Source organism: Phreatobacter sp. AB_2022a, assembly GCF_026847585.1.
In the GTDB taxonomy this organism is placed as follows: Bacteria; Pseudomonadota; Alphaproteobacteria; order Rhizobiales; family Phreatobacteraceae; genus Phreatobacter.
The window spans coordinates 1-18,174 of sequence record NZ_JAPSET010000037.1; the positions used below are offsets into that span (position 1 = coordinate 1).

Sequence of the window (18,174 nt, forward strand, 5' to 3'; positions counted from 1 at the left end):
CCTCGGCCGCGCCCTGGCCGGCGCTGCGGCAGGCGCGCGGGGTCACGCCGAAGGCGAGACGGAAGGCCCGGCTGAAATGGCCCTGATCGCGGAAGCCCCAGCTATAGGCGATCTCGGCAATGCTGCGGCTGTCGTGCCAGGGCGCGGCAAGGTCGAGCCTTGCCCGGTCCAGGCGCCGGTTGCGCAGATAGTCGGAAAAGGTCGTGCGCTGCAGCTCGAACAGCTTCTGCAGGTAGCGCTGCGACATGGCTTCGCGCTGTGCGATGTCGCGCATCGACAGGTCGGGTTCCGACAGGCGCGCCTCGATCGCCGCCGTCACGCGCTGAAAATGCGCGGCCTGCACCTGGGTGACGCTGGAATGCTCGGCGCGGACCATCGCCGGCAGCGCCGCGGCGACGAGCTCGGCAATGGCTATTTCCGCCGACACCAGGTCGGCGCGGCTCAGATTGTCGAAATCGACCGCCAGCGTGCGCATCACGCCTTGCGCGGCGGTCGCCGAGATGGCGGGTCCCAGGACCAGTGGCAGCAGCAATCCGCCGCGACCGAGGCGCTCCACCAGCCGCTGGCGCGGCACCTCCAGGGCGAGCAGCTCGAAATCGTCGTCGAAATGCATCGTCCAGGCCGCGCCGCGGTCGCAGAGCGAAATGTCGCCTTCCTCGAACCGCGCGCCGCCGGCAAACCGACCCGCGCCGAAATGGTGGAACACGACGAGCAGCATGTCCGCGCCCGGCGTGCCCCTGCCGCGGGCATCCTGGGCGAGGGCCGGCGCGGCGGCGCGCAGGCGCATCAGGGCAGTGCCGCCCGGCGAGAGCAGGACGTCGATCGCGCTGGCGCGATCCCGTGCCATGGCCTCGCAGCGCAGTGAAAACGCGGCCAGCGTCTCGTCGGGGCGCCCGGCGTCCGGGGGCTGCGGAAGCGCATCGATGGAGGTCAGCATTCACCCGATTCCTTGTCGATGAGGGCGCAGAGCAACACTGAAACTCACGGCATCCATGGTGTGATCATAGGCCCTCGTCGCGCCAGAATTTTTGTTTCCCGGCGCACAAAAATTGGTCCGCAGGCGAACAGCAGCAGCCGGCGACGGCTGGGCGCCGCGCCCATATCGTTTTGGCTAACCGACTGGCATGACGCATGAATTCGTCGACCGGCTGCGGCGGCGAGGCACCCCTCGCGACGGGCCGTGCGGGTTCCTCATCCCATCTGCGCCATAGCCGAACGCGGCAAACGCAAGTTATCGTCGCAGCAATGACAACAACGGCCAGGGTGGAAACATGAAGACGGGATATCATATCGGATCTTAGGGCGCCAAAGCCCGAAGGGGCATGCGGTCGGAACCGCAGAAGCCCCGTCCATGACCGGAAAAAATGGAAGGTTCCCGGCCGAATACTTGCCGGAGGCCGCTGGCTGCGGGCGCGGGTGGACCTAGATAGGCCATTTGCGTTGCCGGTGGCATGCACCCCGAGTGCTTCATCGATCAATACTGCGGAGGAAGACCATGCAGCATGTCTATATCGGCAGAAACGAGATCGTCGCCCTGGTGGTCGGCCTGATCACCGGCTCGCTCTATTCCTGGCTCAGCCTGCCCATCCCCGCGCCCAACGTGCTGGGCGGAATTCTCGCGATCCTCTTCACCTATGCCGGCTATCTCATCGTGCAGAAGCTGCGTGGGACGATCGCCTTCGGCAATCCCGGCCGCGGAGGCGACCATGGTTGAGATCGGCATCGGCAGCACCGAGCTGCAGGCGGCGCTCGTCGGCCTCGTCACCGGGCTGATCTACACGACGGTGCGTGCGCCGATCCCGGCGCCCAATGTGCTCGGCGGCATCTTCGCCATTCTCGGCACCTTCATCGGTTTCGTCGCGGTCGCCGCGATCCGCGGCCAGTTGCACGTCGCGTTGTGAAGCGGTCGGCCGAACCAGAACCAGAGACGAGAGGAAACGACATGAACATGCAGCATCGCGGCGGCAGCATCAGCGGATCGCGCATCCACGAGATCAAGGCGGGTCTCGACACCGTCCAGTGGGGTGCCTTCGATGGCAGCACCAAGCCGGTCTGCCACGTCGCATCGGGCGACATCATCGATATCGAATGCCTCTGCCACCATGCCGGCGATGCCGCCGAGCTGCTGATGGACGAGGCGATCCGCGCCATCTACGACGGCATTCCCGAGGAGACGCGGGCGCCGGGCGTGCACATCATCACCGGGCCGATCTATGTCGAAGGCGCCGAACCCGGCGATACGCTGGAATGCCGTGTCCTGAACATGCGGCCGCGCCTGAAATACGGCGTCAACTTCGCCGGCAGCTGGGGCCTGCTGCACGAGGCCTTTGGCGCCAAGGAACATGTCATCGTCTACGAGGCGGACATCAATGCCGGTGTCGCCCGGGCCGTCTACCAGTACGAATATGACAGCCCGAAGCGGGCCATTCCCGGGCGCTACACGAAGGTGGATCCGGCGGCGCGCAAGCCGGCGCTCGAAGGTTTCGTGGTGCCGCTGCGCCTGCATTTCGGCACGGCCGGCGTCTGTCCCGCCGCCGACGGCCCGATCAGCACCGTGCCTCCTGGTCCGCACGGCGGCAATGTCGACAACCGTGAATTCGTCGCCGGTACCCGCATGTTCTATCCCGTTCAGCGCAAGGGCGCCCTGTTCTGGTGCGGCGATACCCATTTCGCCGAGGGCGATGGCGAGGTGAACGGCACGGCCATCGAGGCCCATGTCAACGCCACGATCCAGCTCGTCCTGCACAAGGGCGCGCGCGGCCGGAATCCGATCCTGGAGACGGCCGAGCACTGGATCTGCCACGGCTTCAACGAGGATCTCGACGAAGCCGTGCGCGAAGCAGTGCTCGAGATGATCGCGCTGCTCCAGACCGAGTGGGGCATCTCCCGGATGGAGGCCTATTCGCTGTGCAGCGTCGCCGGCGACGTCCGGGTGACCCAGGTCGTCGACGGCGTCAAGGGCGCGCATATCGCCATCCGGCGCGACATGAAGCGCTAGGACGGTCCTGGTCTCCCAGGGCAAGCCTGCCCCCGACTGGCCCGGGGCGTCTTCGACCGGCGACGGCGAAGGCGCTCCGGGCTTCTGTCGCGTGCAGCGCGGCCGGGATGCGCCGGCCTCGCGTGCGCCGGCACGGCCGCCGCCGTCAGGCGGTCCTGCGATAGGCGAACATGGCGGTGTCGTAGGGCAGGGCGACATCGCCGCTTCCCGCAAGTTCGGGCGTGGCGGCGATCAGCGCCCTGACCTTGTGCATGACCGCGGCCTTCTGGTCCGGTGGCAGCGACGCGATGAAGCTGACCGACATGGCGCGGTCGACGATCACCCGCTCGGCTGGGCCGACATGGTCGTGCCTGGCATGCCGCTCGCCGAGGAAGGCGAAGCCCTCGGCCGGAAAGGCCCGTCGCCAGGCGCCCGAGCGGTAGCGCGGCGCATCGCCCTCGTGGGCATCGAGGATTTCGGTCAGGGCGGCGACCCAGGGCACGCTCTCGTCCCGGACGTTCCAGATCAGGCCAAGGAGGCCGGCGGGCCTCAGCACGCGCCGGATCTCGGCGAGCGCCTCCGCCGTCGCGAACCAGTGGAAGGCCTGGGCGCAGACGACGGCATCGACCGAGGCGTCGGGGAGCGGGATCGCCGTCGCGGTTCCCGCCATGGCCGTGACATCGTGGTTTTCGCGCTCGATACGGCTGCGCATGGCGGCGACCGGCTCCACGGCGAGCAGCCTGGCGCCGGTGCGCCGGAGACAGGGCAGGAATTTGCCGGTCCCGGCGCCGAGGTCGAGGACCGCGCGGCCGGCGCCGAGCCCGACGACCTCGCGCAGCCATGTTTCGCATTCCGCCGGATAGCCTGGCCGGCCGGCGGCATAGGTTGCGGCCGCGGTCTGATATCCGGCCGCGGCGGCTTCGTGAATGGCTGGCATCGGGAAGCTCCGATCGGAATTGGCGCCGCGAAACGGCCCGCCCGTGCATGGCGCAACGAGCCTAGCCCCTGGCGGCGAGTGCCGCGAGCATGACGGCTTCAACTTGTGGCGAGCGCCAGGGGATCGCCGGCGTCACGGCTGCGCGACGAGAATGCCGGCCCCGGGATGGGCAGGGAGTTGAACCGTGCAGGCGCCGAAGCCTTTGGTCTGTTCCGGCATTCCCCGTGTCTCCAGGGCGGGAGGCCGGCCCCGGGGACGCGTGTCCCCGGAGCCGTCGAGCGCGTCAGGTGCGCACCAGCGGGCAGCCACCCTGGTTCAGCGGGCGGAAGGCTTCTTCGCCCGGCATCGTCGAGACCAGCTTGTAGTAGTCCCACGGGCCTTTCGATTCCGAGGGCTTCTTCACCTCGAAGAGATGGACCGGGCCGATCCTGCGGCCGTCGGGGCGTATCGTGCCCTTGCCGAACAGCGGGTCGTCGGTCGGATTGGCCTTCATCCACGCCATATTGGCTGCGGCATCGCGGGACCTGGTTGCTGCGACGGCCTTCAGGTAGTGCAGCGTGCCGGCATAGACGCCGGCCTGGACCATGGTCGGCATGGCGCCGCCGCGCAGCGCGCCGAAGCGCTTCGACCAGGCGCGCGTCTGGTCGTTGAGGTCCCAATAGAAGCTCTCGGTCAGGGTCAGACCCTGTGTCGTCTGCAGGCCGAGCGCATGGACGTCGGTGATGAAGACGAGCAGGCCGGCAAGCTTCTGGCCGCCCTGCACGATGCCGAACTCGGCCGCCTGCTTGATGGCGTTGATCGTGTCGCCGCCGGCATTGGCGAGGCCGATGACCTTGGCCTTGGAGGCCTGGGCCTGCAGCAGGAACGAGGAGAAGTCGTTGCAGGGGAAGGGCGTGCGCACCGCGCCGACGACCTTGCCGCCGGCCTTCTGGACGAAGGCGGCGGTGTCGCGCTCGAGCGCGTGGCCGAAGGCATAGTCGGCGGTCAGGAAGAACCAGGTGTCGCCGCCGGCCTTCACCATGGCGCCGCCGGTGCCCTGCGCGAGCGCATAGGTATCGAAGGTCCAGTGGACGGTGTTGGGCGAACATTGCGGACCGGTGAGGTCGGCCGTGCCCGCGCCCGAATCGATCAGGATCCGGTTCTTTTCGCGGGTGATCTGGTTCACGGCCAGGGCTACCGACGAGGTCGGCACGTCGAGAATGACGTCAACGCCGTCGTTGTCGTACCACTGACGCGCGATATTGGCGCCGACATCGGGCTTGTTCTGATGATCGGCTGCGACGACCTGGACATTGAGGCCCTTGGCCGCGGCCTGGAAATCCTCGACCGCCAGGCGCGCGGCCACCTCCGAGCCTTCGCCGGTGACGTCGGCATAGAGGCCGGACCGGTCGTTGAGCACGCCGAGCTTGATGGCGATGGGGGCCTGGGCCTGCGCCATGGCCTTCATCGAGAAGCCGGTCGCCAGCGCGCCGGCGAGCAGAGAGCGTCGATCCATCGGTGTGTTCCTCCCTGGACTGTGTCCGTTGTTGTCGTTCGAGCGATGACCGGGATCGCCGCGGCATGTCCGCGGTGCCGGTGGTCATGGCTCGCTGCAACGGTAATCGCGATGGAGGCGGATGCAACCATCGGCAGCGCGCGCCGATGAGGCGCGCCTGCTCGAAGGGGAAGCCGTCGATGGGGGAAAAATGATTGACGGGAGCGCCGCAGCGGCGCTCCCGTCAGCGGGGGGAGGATCAGGCGCGGACCAGCGGGCAGCCGCCCTCGCTCAGCGGGCGGAAGGCCTGCTCGGCCGGCAGGGTGGCGAGCAGCTTGTAGTAGTCCCACGGCCCCTTGGATTCGGACGGCTTCTTCACCTCAAAGAGGTAGGCCGGGCACATCTTGCGGCCGTCCTGGCGCACGCTGCCGGCGCCGAACAGCGGATCGTCCGTCGGGTTGGCCTTCATCCAGGCCATGTTGGCTGCGGCATCGCGCGACTTGGTCGCGGCGACGGCCTTCAGGTAGTGCAGCGTGCCGGAATAGACGCCGGCATGGGCCATGGTCGGCATGGCGCCGCGGCGCTGGGCGGCGAAGCGCTGCGACCAGGCGCGGGTACCGTCGTTGAGGTCCCAGTAGAAGGTCTCGGTCAGCACCAGGCCCTGCGCCGTCTGGGCGCCGAGCGCATGCACGTCGACAATGGTGACGAGCAGGCCGGCGAGCTTTTGGCCACCCTGGGTGATGCCGAACTCGGCCGCCTGCTTGATCGCGTTGATGGTGTCGCCGCCGGCATTGGCGAGGCCGATGACCTTGGCCTTGGAGGCCTGGGCCTGCAGCAGGAACGAGGAGAAATCGTTGCCCGGGAAGGGCGTCCGGACGGAGCCGAGCACCCGGCCGCCGGCCTTCGTCACCACCGCGCCGGTGTCGCGCTCCAGCGCATGGCCGAAGGCATAGTCGGCGGTCAGGAAGAACCAGGTGTCGCCACCCGCCTTCACCATGGCGCCGCCGGTCCCCTGCGCCAGCGCATAGGTGTCGTAGGTCCATTGGACCGTGTTGGGCGAGCACTGCGCGCCGGTGAGCTCGGTGCTGCCGGCGCCCGAGACGATGAAGATCTTGTTCTTCTCGCGGGTGATCTGGTTGATGCCGAGCGCGACCGAGGAGGTCGGCACGTCGAGGATCGCGTCGACGCCTTCGTTGTCGTACCACTGGCGGGCGACGTTGGCGCCGATATCGGGCTTGTTCTGATGGTCGGCCGAGACGATCTGGACATTGATGCCCTTGGCCGCGGCCTGGAAGTCCTCGACCGCCATGCGGGCTGCCACCACCGAGCCTTCACCGGTGAGATCGGCATAGACGCCCGAGCGGTCGTTGAGCACGCCGAGCTTGATGTTGAGCGAGCCTTGAGCTTGCGCTTTTGCCGTCATCGCAAAGCCGGTCGCCAGCGCGCCGGTGAGCAAAGAGCGTCGATCCATTCCAGTCGTCCTTCCTCGGCAGCTCCTGTGAGCCCGCCCTTCTGGCATTGACGAATGGGCAAGCGCAACACGCCGTGAGACGGAGGCGCCGCCCTCCGTGTCCTGGATGGTTTCCCGCGGCTCACAGGCCGTCGAGCTGGGCGCGCACGGCGGCGATCAGGTCCTGGTCGCGCAGATGTTTCGCCTCGGTGTCGAGAATGGCGCGGAAGGCCTTGATCTTCAGCGCCTTGACGTCGATCTCGCCGAGGGCGCCCTCGGCGGACGCGGCGTCGGCAACGATGTCGATCAGCCGCTCGGCGCCCTGCAGGCGGCCCCAGAGATAGTCGTGCTCGCGCCGCGTGCGGCTGAGGAAACCGGCAAAGTGCTTGAACTCGGCGCCTTTCAGGCGGGCCGCCTCGCCATTGCGCAGGATGCCGCCGTCGGCCGGGCTGATCCGGTCGATGCGGATCTCGCGGTGCTCCTCCAGCGTGCGCCATTCGGCCACGGGATAGGTCCAGACGTCCCAGAACGGAAAGCCGAGATAGAAGACGGTCAGCTCCCGCCGCAGGGCGTCGGGAATGCCGTCGGCCATCGACGAGGCGACGATGGCGTCGACATCGCGATCGATCTGGGCGAGGTCGAGCTCACGGTCGATCTGCTGCACCAATTCCTCCACCTCCGCTCCGAAGGCGGCCGGCGCGCCGATGCTCGCTTCATCCGTGCCGATCCCGCCGAGCCGGTCGGCGAGCTGCCGTGCCCGCAGCCGCAGATCGGCACTGGCGAAATGGCCGGTCTGCAGCGACCGCAGGCGGTCCAGGGCAAGCTGGAAGCGGTGCTTGAGCCGGTCGACATGGTCCGACGACACGCCGGCGAGGGCGGGTTCGCCGAGGCGGCCGTAGAGCAGGTTGAGACCGCGCATGACGAACAGCAGCCTGCGGCGGCGGAACGGCGCGTCCGCCCGCATCAGGAAGGCGATCCACGGACGCGGGCCCGCGCCGGCAGGAGCATGCAGTGCGCCCTCCGGCGGAATGGCGCCGAACCGGCCGGCCCAGGCCTTGAGCCGCGTGGCAAATTCCGCACCGGCCTCCGAGCTGCGCGCCGTGCCGGCGAGGCCGCAGATGAGGTCGGCGACGAAATCGACCGTCGCCATGGTCTTCAGCCGGGCATAGACCTGATAGGCATAGCCGGCTTCGCTGGCGGCCATGGCGTTGGCCGCCTCGCGCCAGGCCCGCACGGTGTCCTCGGCGTCGCCGGCCCGGTCCGTCTCCTGCGTGATCTTCGCCACGAAGCCGGCGAGCTCGGGATAGGCGGCGGTCAGGATGTCGCGCATCCGCCTGACCGCGTCGTTCGTCGCCTGAATCTGCGTCAGCTCGCGATAGATCGGAGCATGCATGGGGATTTCGAGGATCGCGCCCTCGAGCGTGCGGATGAAGGTCGGGACATGGCCTTCCAGCGGCGCGGCCGGCTCCGGATCCGGCTCGATATAGATCAGCCGCCTGTCGACGTCGCGATAGGCCGGGCGCTCGCGCACCATGTCGAGCACGGCCGCGAAAGGCTTGTTGTTGACGACGCTGCCGTCGACCAGGGTGACGTGGGCAGGATCGATGCCGGCGGCGAGATGGGCGTGGTAGTTCGCCGCGATGAAGGCGCTCCGGCTCGGCCATGGCCGGTTGCGCGCCGCCAGCAGGCGCTCGAGGTCGGCGAGCTGGGCCGGCGGGAATGCGCCGGGAAAGTTCGAGGTCGCACGCGCTGCGAAGGCCAGTCCCGGGACGCTGTCGTCGTCCAGTTCCGAGCCGCCATTGGCCGCGTCGCGATAGCGGAAGGTCCAGAACAGGGCATGGTCGCGCTCGGATATCACCGCCGGCGAATTGATCTTCAGCTTGCGCGGATGGCCGAAGAAATCGGTGACCGACACGGCGAGATCGAGATCATGGCCCTGCGGCAGCAGCGACGATCGGGTCTTGCCCTCGGGGCGCATGGCGCTGAGTCCGTCGAACAGCAGCCCGAGGAAATGGTTGCCGTCGAAAGGCGGCTCGAACCAGCGCGACCGGAGCACCATCGACAGGTTGTTCTGGATCTCCCGGTCGAGCCCCGGCCCGAGGCGCTGCAGGCGGAAGAGAAGCCAGAGGATCGGCCGCAGAAACAGCTTGCTCCAGGGCCGCGCGCGCTGCGCGGCGCCGATCAGGCGCATCACGTCGGCTTCGTCCAGCCACAGATCGCGCAGGTGGTCGATCGAAAGGTCGTGGGCCAGCGCCCGGGCGAGCACGATGCCGCTGATGCCGCCCGCCGAGGCCCCGGCAATGCTGTCGACGACGACGCGCAGGTTGAGCCTGGCGCCGATCGCCCGCATCAGTTCGAAATAGACATGTTCGGTATCGTGGATCCGTTCGGAGGGGCCGGTCGCGCTCCTGAAGTCGTGGGCCTGCCGCTCGACGCCCTCCGGCAGCGCGTGATAGGCCTTGGAGGCCCGCGACAGCTTGAGGATCTCCTTGATCGCGCCGTGCATGTAGAGCACCAGCGACACGCCGCCGTAGCAGACAAGCGCGATCCGCAGCTCCTTCTCCTTCATCGGCCGGCCTCCCTGCCGTGTCGATGCACCGGTGGCGGCCGGTCTGGGCCGGGTTCCGCATCACGCGGTTCTGCAATGGGCTGCACGGCGCATATCCCGCAACGGGTCGTCGGAGGATAGGCTTCGCCAGGATTTCGATGCGCCGCAAGTCGCGATTGCGTGTGTTCGGCTGGCCTTCGCCGGCCGCAGGGCTCGTCAGGATCTGTGCCAGCCGGCGCGGAACATGCCGGGAGTGATGCCGCGGGTCGCTCGGAAACCGCGCGACAGGTGGCTCTGGTCGGCGAAGCCGGCCGCAAGCGCCGCCTCGGCAAGGCTGGCACCGCCGGCGATCAGCGCATCGGCCCGCCGCAGCCGGCGGTCGCGGATGAAGGCGGCCGGCGTCAGCCCGGTCACCGCCTTGAAATCGCGGATGACCTGAAAGCGGGTGACGTCGGCCACCCGCGCCAGCTGGCCGAGGCTGAGGTCTCCGTCGAGCCCGGCATCGACGAGCGCGGCATAACGGGCAAAGCGCCGCCGCGCCCCGGCCCGGTCGGCGGATCTCGCCGGGCCGCCCCAGTCGGCATGGCGCAGCAGGAGATGGCGAAGCGCAACGAGCATGGTGGTCTCGGCCGTGACGCGATCGTCCTGCGCCGCGGCCGCGTGGGCGCGCGCGAGCAGCGCGGCAAGCCGGTCGTCGGTGAGAAGCCTGTGGTGGAACAGCGGCGCCCGGTCCCGGCCGAGCTCGCCGGCGATGCCGGTCATCAGCGCGACGGAGGGATAGAAGGTGCGATAGGCCCAGCCGCCCTCGGCGCCGGGCTCACCGTCGTGGCATTCTTCCGGATTGACCAGCGCCACCGTGCCGGCCGGAGCCAGGATGGTCCGGCCGTCGATGCGGATGCGCTCGCAGCCCTCCGTGATCAGCGCGATCACATAGGTCGGGTGCGTGTGCAGGTCGTAGCGATGACGGGTGAACCGCGCCGTCATGAGGCCGAGATCGCCGAAATGCGGATGGCGCCAGAATGTGCTCGTCTCGCCCAACGTGCGCCGCTCCGCCCTTGTCAATCCGGTTCAAGACCACGCTCCCTGCGCAGCCGCATTATCCGCGTCCGGGAACCGGCCGGCAATCCATGCCGGCTTTGAAAGGACGATCAGCCATGTTGCGCAACGATCTGGTCGCTGCGGTCACTCCCGATGTCGTCGCCTGGCGCCATCACATCCACGCCAATCCCGAACTGGGCTTCCAGGAACACGAAACCGCGCGGTTCGTCGCCGACAAGCTGCGCTCCTTCGGCCTCGATGCAGTGCATGAAGGCCTTGGCGGCACCGGCGTGGTCGGCGTCTTGAAGAGCGGCACGGGTGAGCGCGCCATCGCCCTCCGCGCCGAGCTCGACGCCCTGCCGGTCACGGAGAAGACCGGTCTAACCTATGCCTCGCTCAAACCCGGCGTGATGCATGCCTGCGGCCATGACGGCCACACCGCCATGCTGCTCGGCGCGGCGAAGCTGCTCGCCGACAGCCGCGCCTTCGACGGAACAGTCTATTTCATCTTCCAGCCGGCGGAGGAGAACGAGGGTGGCAGCCTCCGCATGATCGAGGACGGGCTGTTCCGCCGCTTCCCGGTCCAGGCGGTCTACGCCGTGCACAACTGGCCCGGCGTGCCTCTGGGCACCATCGCCGTGCGGCAGGGGCCGCAGATGGCGGCGGTCGACAATTTCGAGCTGAGCTTCGAGGGGCTCGGCGCCCATGCCGCCATGCCGCATCTCGGCGACGACCCGATCCTGGCCGCGGGTGCCTTTGCGCAGGGCGTGCAGCGTATCGTCAGCCGCACCGTCGATCCCCAGACGGCGCTGGTCGTCAGCCTCACCCAGATCCACGGCGGCAATGTCGGCAATATCGTGCCAGCCAGGGTCTGGCTGCAGGGCACCTGCCGCTTCTTCGAGCCCGGCTATTCCGACCATTGCGCGACGCTGATCGGCGCCATCGCCGACGGTGTTGCCGCGGCGCACGGGGTGCGGGCCAGGCTCGACTACCGCAAGGGCTATCCGCCCGTCATCAATACGCCGGAGGCAACCGCGCTCGCCGTGCGGGCGGCCGAGGCGGCCGTCGGAACGGACAAGGTCTCGACCGCGTTCCAGCCGAGCCTCGGCTGCGAGGATTTCGCTTATATGATCCGCGCGGCGAGCGGCTGCTATGCCTGGGTCGGGGCAGGCGAGGCTGGGCCTGGAGCGGGGCTTCACGGCGACCGCTACGTGTTCAACGATGCCATCGTGCCGACCGTCCTCGGCTATTTCGTCAGTCTGGTCGGCAAGGCCCTGCCGGCTGACGGTGCGGAGGCGGGACGATGAGCCGGGCGGGTGGCCGCAGCCTCGTCGGCCGTCGCGGCGGCGGCCGCGCAGTGGTCGACGGCACCGACATGATCATGCTCGGGTCGAACGACTATCTCGGCCTGTCGACCGATCCGCGGGTGATCGCCGCGAGCCATGCCGCTCTCGACGTCTACGGCACGGGGGCCTGCCTCTACCCGGTCTTTGCCGCGACGCCGCTGCACGAGGAACTCGCCGCGAGCCTTGCCGCCTTTCTCGGCACGGAAGCGGCCATGCTTTACGGTTCCGGCGGAGCCGCCAATGCCGGCGTGTTGACGGCGCTCGTCGGCGCGGGCGACGTCATCCTGTCGGACCGTCTCAACCATGCGAGCATCATCGACGGCTGCCGGCTCAGCCGCGCCGACGCCCTGGCCTATGGCAACCGCGACGTCGCCGATCTGACCGCCGCCCTCGCGCGCGCCGCGGGTGCTCGCCGACGGCTGATCATCACCGATGGCATTTTCAGCATGGAGGGCGGCGCGGCACCGCTCGATGCCATGCTCGTGCTTGCGCGCGCCCATGACGCCATGTTGGTCGTCGACGAGGCCCATGCCAGCGGCGTGGTCGGCCCCGACGGCACCGGCACCGCGTCGCTCTTCGGCATCGGCAACGATGCGCCGGGCCTCGTCCTCACCGGTTCCCTGTCCAAGGCCCTCGGCGGCGCCAGCGGCGGCTTCGTCGCCGGCCCACGCGACGTCATCGAAAGTCTGGAGCGGACGAGCCGCGGCTGGATCTTCTCCATGGGGATGACCACGGCGAATGCCGCAGCCGCGCGCGCAGCGATCGACATCGTCAGGTCGGACCAGGCGCCCCTGGCACGACTCAGGGCCAATGTCGAGATCCTGCGCACGGCGCTCGCGGCCCAAGGCCTTGGCGTTCATCCGAGCGACAGCGCGATCCTGGCGCTCGCCATCGGTGACGAGGACCGTACCCGCAGCCTCGCCGCCGCCCTGCGGGCGCGAGGTGTCTATGCGCCCGCCGTCGCCTATCCCATCGTCGCGCGTGGCGAGGCGCGCCTGCGCCTCCAGGTCAGCGCCGCGCATGAACCGGCCGATCTCGAACGCGCCGCCGGCATCCTTGCCGACCTGATGGCGTGACGGGCCGCCGCGCGGCCGTCAGAGAGGCGGTACGAGGCCTGGCGCGGCGCCGTGGCTCGACCGGTGCACGATGAGGCGTTCGAGCGCGGCAAAGTCCCAGTCGATGCCGAGCCCTGGGGCGTCGGAGGGGATCGCCCTGCCGTCGACGATGCGGATCGGCGCCGTCGTGACGAGGTCGAGCTGCGGGATATATTCGAGCCACCGGCTGTTCGGCACGGCGCAGGTGAGGCCGAGATGCAGTTCCATCAGGAAATGTGGCGCCACCGGCACGTTGAAGGCTTCGCATAGATGCGCGACTTTGAGCCAGGGCGTGATGCCGCCGATCCGCCCGACATCCACCTGCACGATCGAGCAGGCGCCGGCTTCCAGATAATCCTTGAACTGGGACAGGCTGTAGAGGGATTCGCCGATGGCGATCGGTATCGCCGTCGACCGGGCGAGGCGCCGGTGCGCGCCGACATCGTCGGCGTGGATGGGCTCCTCGAACCATGCGATGTCGAGGCTCTCGAAATGGCGGGCCCGGCGGACCGCCTCGTCCAGCGTCAGGCCCTGATTGGCGTCGGTCATGATCTCGAAGGCGGGGCCGACCGCATCGCGCACCAGGGCGAGGCGGCGCATGTCCTCGGCGACGTGGGGCCGGCCGACCTTGATCTTGGTGCCGCCGAATTTGGCCTCCTTGGCCTTGACGGCTTCCTCCACCAGCTCGGCCTCGTCCATGTGCAGCCAGCCGCCTTCGGTGGAGTAGAGGTCGATCGCCTCCTTGGCACCGCCGGCAAGCCGATGCAGCGGCAGGCCGGTCTTGCGGGCACGCAGATCCCAGAGCGCGGTGTCGATCGCCGCGAGCGCGATCGAGGTCAGCGCGCCGACCGTGGTGGCATGGACGCGGAAGAACAGGGCGCGCCAGATCGCCTCGATCGCCTCGGCCTCGCGCCCGATCAACAGGGGCGCCAGGTGATCGTCGATCAGCCGGCAGACCGACGAGCCGCCGGTGCCGATCGTATAGCTGTAGCCGGTGCCGGTCGCGCCGTCGGCGTCGGTGATGCGGACGATCGGCGTCTCCTGCGTCTCGAAGCTCTGGATCGCGTCGGTGCGCTTCACCTTCGGCTTCAGGTCGGCCTGCAGAACGTCGACGGATGTGATCTTGGCCATGTCAGGCGGCGCTCCCGGGATTGCGAGGAGGACAGAAGAGCACGGACGAGCCCGGCGGGGCAGGGGCCTGCCGCGCGACGAGGTCAGACCTGCTCCGGCATGTCGACGCGTCCGGCCAGCACCTCGCGCATGCCGGCGACGAGCTCGGCGACCGGGCCGGCATCCTCGAAGGCGTAGATCGAAACGACCATGGACGGTTCCATGCCGAAAGCGGCATGGGCCCTGAGGCGGCGGCCGGCCGCCGTGCCGATCGGCAGCAGCGACAGGCCGAGCCCGGCTTCGACCGCGACCAGCACATTGTGCAGGCTGCTGCCGGAAAAGGCGACGTACCAGCGCCGCCGCTCGCGCTCGATCCGCTCGAACATGGCTTCGCGATAGAGGCCGCCCGGTGGGAACGCGACCAGCGGCAGGGGGTCGGGCCAGGCCGGCGCGTCCAGCGCCTCGAACCAGCCCATCGCTTCCGGATAGGCGGCGCGATGGTCGGCGCTCGCCGCCTGTTCCTTGACGATGACGATGTCGAATTCGCCGGTCCGATAGCGGCGTGTCAGGTCCCGGCTCAGGCCGGCGACGACGTCCAGCCTGATCTCGCGGTGACGGGTGGCGAAATCGGCGAAGACCGCCGCCATCGCATCGCTGACGATATCCTCGGGCAGGCCGATCCGGACGGCGGCGGTGCCGGCCGGGTCGGCCAGCACCGCCTGCGCTTCCTGCTGCAGGGCGAGGATGCGCCGGGCATAGCCGATGAGGCGCTCGCCTGCGGCGGTCGGCCGGACCGGCCGGTCCGCCCGGTCGATCAGCCGTTGGCCGACCGCGTCCTCCAGCCGGCCGAGCTGCTGGCTGATGGTCGACTGCGTCATGTTCAGCCGCTCGGCCGCTTGCGTGAAGCTGCCGGTATCGGCGATCGCCGCGAAGGCGCGCAGCAGGCGTGGATCGAGCATGGGGCATTATGATCATGAATAAAGATAATTCATATATCCCATTTGCGAATGATGGGCGGGCTCGCTAGTGATCGGCCGATGCCCTGTGCCCGGGAGCCGAAGCCGATGCCATTGCCGCTTGCGGCCCTGGTGCTGTTCATGATGGCGATCCTGCCTGTCGCCGGCGGGGCGAACGTTTGGGGACGCGACATGACCGATACCCGACTGCATGCCGCCGCGGCGCGGGACGACGTCGCGGCGATCGGGAAGCTCATCGGCGAGGGTGCCGCCGTCGACGGCCGGGACGGCGAGGGGCGCACGGCGCTGCTGGTCGCCACCCATGCCAACCGGGTTGCCGCCGCCCGCGCGCTGATCGCGGCCGGCGCTGACGTCAATGCCAAGGATGCGATTCACGACAGCCCCTACCTCTATGCCGGCGCGCGCGGCCATCTCGACATCCTGAAACTGACACTGGAGCACGGCGCCGATTTGAGGAGCACCAACCGCTTCGGCGGAACGGCGCTGATCCCGGCGGCCGAGCGCGGCCATGTCGAAACGGTGCGTACCCTGATCCGGGCCGGCGTCGACGTCGACCATGTTAACCGGCTCGGCTGGACCGCCCTGATCGAGGCGATCATCCTCAGCGATGGCGGGCCGCGGCACCAGGAGATCGTCCGGCTGCTGATCGCTGCGGGGGCCGATGTGAACATTGCCGACAAGGATGGCGTCACGCCGCTCCAGCATGCGCGCCGGCACGGCTATCGGCCGATCGCCGAGATGCTGGCCGCGGCGGGAGCCCGCTGAAAGGGAGTGATCATGAGCGAGACGGAACGTTTCCTGTGCGAAGCGATCAGGCTGGCCGAGGACAATCTGGACAAGGGCGGCCGCCCCTTCGGAGCCGTCGTCGTGCGCGACGGCGCCTTGGTGGCGACAGGGGTCAATGAAATCCTCGCCACGGGCGATCCGACCGCTCATGCCGAGATGATGGCGCTGAGAGCCGCGAGCCGCGCTCTCGGTTCGCCGAGCCTCGAGGGCTGCGCCGTCTATGCCAGCGGCCATCCCTGTCCGATGTGCCTGGCGGCGATGCGGCTCACCGGCGTCAAGAACGTCTATTTCGCCTATTCCAACGACGATGCGGCGCCTTATGGCTTGTCCACGGCGGCCGTCTATGCCGATCTCGCCCGGCCGTTCGCCGAGCAGTCGATGACGATCCGCTACGTGCCGGTCCGGCGCCCGTCCGAGCCCGATCTCTACGCCCGATGGAAGCGGCGCCAGGCCGGGCAGGCCTGACGCGAAGTCCATGTCGATGCGTCCCGGGCTGCCGCCACCGTCGAAGCGGCTTCTGCTGCTTGTCGTCGTGCTGGTCGGCCTCAACCTGCGTCCGTTCCTCGCCGGCATCGGCCCGCTCGCGGGCGAGATCACGGCCGCGACCGGCCTCGATTATCGCAGCATGGCCCTGTTCACCCTGGTGCCCATGCTGCTGATGGGGCTCTGCGCCTTTGCGGGTCCGTCGCTGCAGCGTCTCGTCGGCGTGCGGCCGGCGGTGATCGGGGCGCTCGTTCTGCTCGGCCTCGGCTCGGCGCTGCGGCTGCTGTCGCTCGGCGGGGGCGCGCTGATCGGCACGGCCGCCGTGTGCGGCCTCGGCGTCGCCGTGGTCCAGGCGGTCTTTCCGGGTGTCGTCAAGGAGCATTTTCCCGGACGGGTCGCCTTCGTGATGGGGCTCTATTCCGCCGCGCTGATGGGCGGCGGCGCACTCGGCGCGCAGGCCGCGCCGCTCGTCGCAGACCTTTCGGCAAGCTGGCGGATCGGGCTCGGCTGGCTCGCGGCTCCGGCTGCGCTGGCCGCGGTCGCCGCGGCACTCGCCCTGCCTCGCGGCGCGGCGCCGGTGCCGGGGGCTCTGCGGCCGGCAGCTTTGCTGCGCCGGCCCCGGACCTGGTTGCTGATGGCCTGTTTCGGGCTGGTCAATGGCGGTTATTCCACGGTCATCGCCTGGCTCGCGCCATCCTATCAGGCGCTGGGCTGGACCGCCTCGGCGAGCGGCGGCCTCATTGCCGCAATGGCGGCCAGCCAGGCGGTCTCGGCCCTGGCCATGCCCGTCCTTGCCGCTGGCTCGCGCGACCGGCGGCCCTGGATGTGGCTCGCCCTGGCGCTGCAGATGGCCGCCTTCGCCGGGCTCGCATTCTGGCCGGCGGCCATGCCGCTCGGCTGGGCGATGCTCGCCGGCATCGGGCTCGGCGGCAGTTTCGCGCTCGCCATGGTGGTGGCGCTCGATCATCTCGACGATGCCGCCAGCGCCGGCGCGCTCTCCGCGCTGATGCAGGGCGGCGGTTTCCTGATCGCGGCGATACCGCCCTGGATCGTGGCGGTGCTGCACGACCTGACCGGCGGCTTCGCCGCAGGCTGGCTCATGCATCTTGGCTGCGCGGCGCTGGTCGGCCTTCTCGCCCTCCGCCTGTCGCCGCGCGGCTATGCGGCCGCGATGCGGATGCCCTCGCGCGGCGATCAGGGGGCGGCCGGCGATCCGGGCGGCGGCACGGAGGCGTCGGTCAGGCCGACGGCGTGAGGCGCTCGAACAGATGCTCGTAAGTGACGACGAGGCCGGCATCGTCGACGACGAGATTGGCTTCGAAGCCTTGCGACAGACCGAGATCGACATAGCGCAGCCGCCTCGGACCCAGGCGATCGTAGCGCTGGCGCGAGCGGGCGACGGTCAAGGCAGGGCCGTCGATGAAGGCGATGTCGAGCGCGAGGCACGCGTCCGTGGTTTCCGGAACGCGACGGATCGGAAAGGTATTGCAGAAGGGCGTGATCGACAGGTCGGGCTCCTCGGCGCCGTCGAGGTCCGGTCGTTCGGCGCCGTCGACGCGCCAGCCGCGGCCGTGCCGCTCGAGCCGGAGCGCGCCGTGGCCCGCGCCGTTCCAGCGCTCGATCTCGACCGAGAGCGCGTGCCAGTCGGGGCTCAGCAGCCAGCGGTGATCGAGGCGGAAGCCGCCGGCATCGAGCGAAACCACCGAGGAGGTGGCAGTGATGCGGTCGGCTTCGATGCCGAGCGCCATCCGTTCGAGGCCGTGCACGTCGGTGCGCCGCCAGAACAGGACCGTCTGCGTCATCGGGGCCTCCTCGTCGTGCCTGCCGGATGGGCCTTCGCCGGCTCGGCGCCAGCGAACCGCAAGGCCGGCTCTGGTGCAAGGCGCTTGCGGTGGGTGCAGGGTTCGTGGCCGCGCGGGGCATTTTGCGAGTCGCCGGCGCCGTGCCTAATGAC

General features: G+C 69.2%; 17 protein-coding genes. 8 read left to right on the plus strand and 9 right to left on the minus strand.

The genetic code is table 11. The features are described 5' to 3' along the window. On the minus strand, nucleotides 1-937 hold a 937-nt coding region (locus tag OZ671_RS22895), incomplete at its 3' end, for a helix-turn-helix domain-containing protein (protein ID WP_268862870.1). Between the two features lie 558 nt (nucleotides 938-1,495). On the opposite strand from OZ671_RS22895, the gene OZ671_RS22900 reads away from it, so the two are divergent. Genes OZ671_RS22900 through OZ671_RS22910 form a run of 3 tightly spaced genes read left to right on the plus strand, consistent with a single transcriptional unit; the run spans nucleotide 1,496 to nucleotide 2,998 of the window. Beyond that, complete coding sequence (locus tag OZ671_RS22900; RefSeq protein WP_038314382.1) at nucleotides 1,496-1,714, plus strand: XapX domain-containing protein; 219 nt, start codon at nucleotides 1,496-1,498, stop codon at nucleotides 1,712-1,714. Continuing rightward, the gene (locus OZ671_RS22905) at nucleotides 1,707-1,901 is read left to right on the plus strand and encodes a DUF1427 family protein (protein ID WP_038314381.1); all 195 of its coding nucleotides are present in this window, start codon (nucleotides 1,707-1,709) and stop codon (nucleotides 1,899-1,901) included. Before OZ671_RS22900 ends, OZ671_RS22905 begins: the two co-directional genes overlap by 8 nt. A 41-nt stretch (nucleotides 1,902-1,942) precedes the next feature. Continuing rightward, the gene (locus OZ671_RS22910; RefSeq protein WP_268862871.1) at nucleotides 1,943-2,998 is read left to right on the plus strand and encodes an acetamidase/formamidase family protein; all 1,056 of its coding nucleotides are present in this window, start codon (nucleotides 1,943-1,945) and stop codon (nucleotides 2,996-2,998) included. Nucleotides 2,999-3,143: 145 nt separating this feature from the next. Here the strand turns inward: OZ671_RS22910 and OZ671_RS22915 are convergent, their stop codons facing one another. The 5 genes from OZ671_RS22915 to OZ671_RS22935 all read right to left on the minus strand — a co-directional run bounded on the left by OZ671_RS22915 (nucleotide 3,144) and on the right by OZ671_RS22935 (nucleotide 10,424). Then, nucleotides 3,144-3,914 (minus strand): class I SAM-dependent methyltransferase, encoded by a 771-nt coding sequence (locus OZ671_RS22915; RefSeq protein WP_268862872.1) that lies wholly within the window; start codon nucleotides 3,912-3,914, stop codon nucleotides 3,144-3,146. A gap of 283 nt (nucleotides 3,915-4,197) precedes the next feature. After that, the gene (locus tag OZ671_RS22920; RefSeq protein WP_442957119.1) at nucleotides 4,198-5,361 is read right to left on the minus strand and encodes an ABC transporter substrate-binding protein; all 1,164 of its coding nucleotides are present in this window, start codon (nucleotides 5,359-5,361) and stop codon (nucleotides 4,198-4,200) included. 286 nt (nucleotides 5,362-5,647) lie between these two features. After that, entirely contained in the window at nucleotides 5,648-6,859 is a 1,212-nt protein-coding gene (locus OZ671_RS22925) for an ABC transporter substrate-binding protein (protein WP_442957117.1), read from the minus strand. A 121-nt stretch (nucleotides 6,860-6,980) separates the two neighbouring features. Further along, nucleotides 6,981-9,407, minus strand: coding sequence for a patatin-like protein (locus OZ671_RS22930; protein WP_268862874.1), 2,427 nt, complete (start codon nucleotides 9,405-9,407; stop codon nucleotides 6,981-6,983). Between the two features lie 195 nt (nucleotides 9,408-9,602). Continuing rightward, nucleotides 9,603-10,424 (minus strand): AraC family ligand binding domain-containing protein, encoded by an 822-nt coding sequence (locus OZ671_RS22935; protein ID WP_268862875.1) that lies wholly within the window; start codon nucleotides 10,422-10,424, stop codon nucleotides 9,603-9,605. Nucleotides 10,425-10,540: 116 nt separating this feature from the next. Between OZ671_RS22935 and OZ671_RS22940 the strand changes: the two genes are divergently transcribed. Further along, on the plus strand, nucleotides 10,541-11,731 hold the full coding sequence (locus OZ671_RS22940) for an amidohydrolase (protein ID WP_268862876.1): 1,191 nt from the start codon (nucleotides 10,541-10,543) through the stop codon (nucleotides 11,729-11,731). Next, nucleotides 11,728-12,846, plus strand: coding sequence for an aminotransferase class I/II-fold pyridoxal phosphate-dependent enzyme (locus OZ671_RS22945; protein ID WP_268862877.1), 1,119 nt, complete (start codon nucleotides 11,728-11,730; stop codon nucleotides 12,844-12,846). Before OZ671_RS22940 ends, OZ671_RS22945 begins: the two co-directional genes overlap by 4 nt. Nucleotides 12,847-12,864: 18 nt before the next feature. On the opposite strand, the gene OZ671_RS22950 is transcribed toward OZ671_RS22945, so the two are convergent. Together OZ671_RS22950 and OZ671_RS22955 are read right to left on the minus strand one after the other, a co-directional pair. Then, on the minus strand, nucleotides 12,865-13,995 hold the full coding sequence (locus OZ671_RS22950) for a mandelate racemase/muconate lactonizing enzyme family protein (RefSeq protein WP_268862878.1): 1,131 nt from the start codon (nucleotides 13,993-13,995) through the stop codon (nucleotides 12,865-12,867). A gap of 83 nt (nucleotides 13,996-14,078) precedes the next feature. Then, complete coding sequence (locus OZ671_RS22955) at nucleotides 14,079-14,933, minus strand: LysR family transcriptional regulator (protein ID WP_268862879.1); 855 nt, start codon at nucleotides 14,931-14,933, stop codon at nucleotides 14,079-14,081. Between the two features lie 105 nt (nucleotides 14,934-15,038). On the opposite strand from OZ671_RS22955, the gene OZ671_RS22960 reads away from it, so the two are divergent. Genes OZ671_RS22960 through OZ671_RS22970 form a run of 3 tightly spaced genes read left to right on the plus strand, consistent with a single transcriptional unit; the run spans nucleotide 15,039 to nucleotide 17,475 of the window. Beyond that, nucleotides 15,039-15,716, plus strand: a complete 678-nt coding sequence (locus OZ671_RS22960) for an ankyrin repeat domain-containing protein (RefSeq protein ID WP_442957118.1) — start codon at nucleotides 15,039-15,041, stop codon at nucleotides 15,714-15,716. A gap of 12 nt (nucleotides 15,717-15,728) precedes the next feature. Then, nucleotides 15,729-16,202 (plus strand): nucleoside deaminase, encoded by a 474-nt coding sequence (locus OZ671_RS22965; RefSeq protein ID WP_268862880.1) that lies wholly within the window; start codon nucleotides 15,729-15,731, stop codon nucleotides 16,200-16,202. Between the two features lie 10 nt (nucleotides 16,203-16,212). Further along, entirely contained in the window at nucleotides 16,213-17,475 is a 1,263-nt protein-coding gene (locus OZ671_RS22970) for a cyanate transporter (protein ID WP_268862881.1), read from the plus strand. Here the strand turns inward: OZ671_RS22970 and OZ671_RS22975 are convergent. Then, nucleotides 17,459-18,022 carry a putative glycolipid-binding domain-containing protein gene (locus OZ671_RS22975; protein WP_268862882.1) on the minus strand — a complete coding sequence of 188 codons (564 nt, stop codon included), beginning with the start codon at nucleotides 18,020-18,022 and terminating at the stop codon, nucleotides 17,459-17,461. The genes OZ671_RS22970 and OZ671_RS22975 overlap by 17 nt on opposite strands. Between the last annotated feature and the right edge of the window lie 152 nt (nucleotides 18,023-18,174).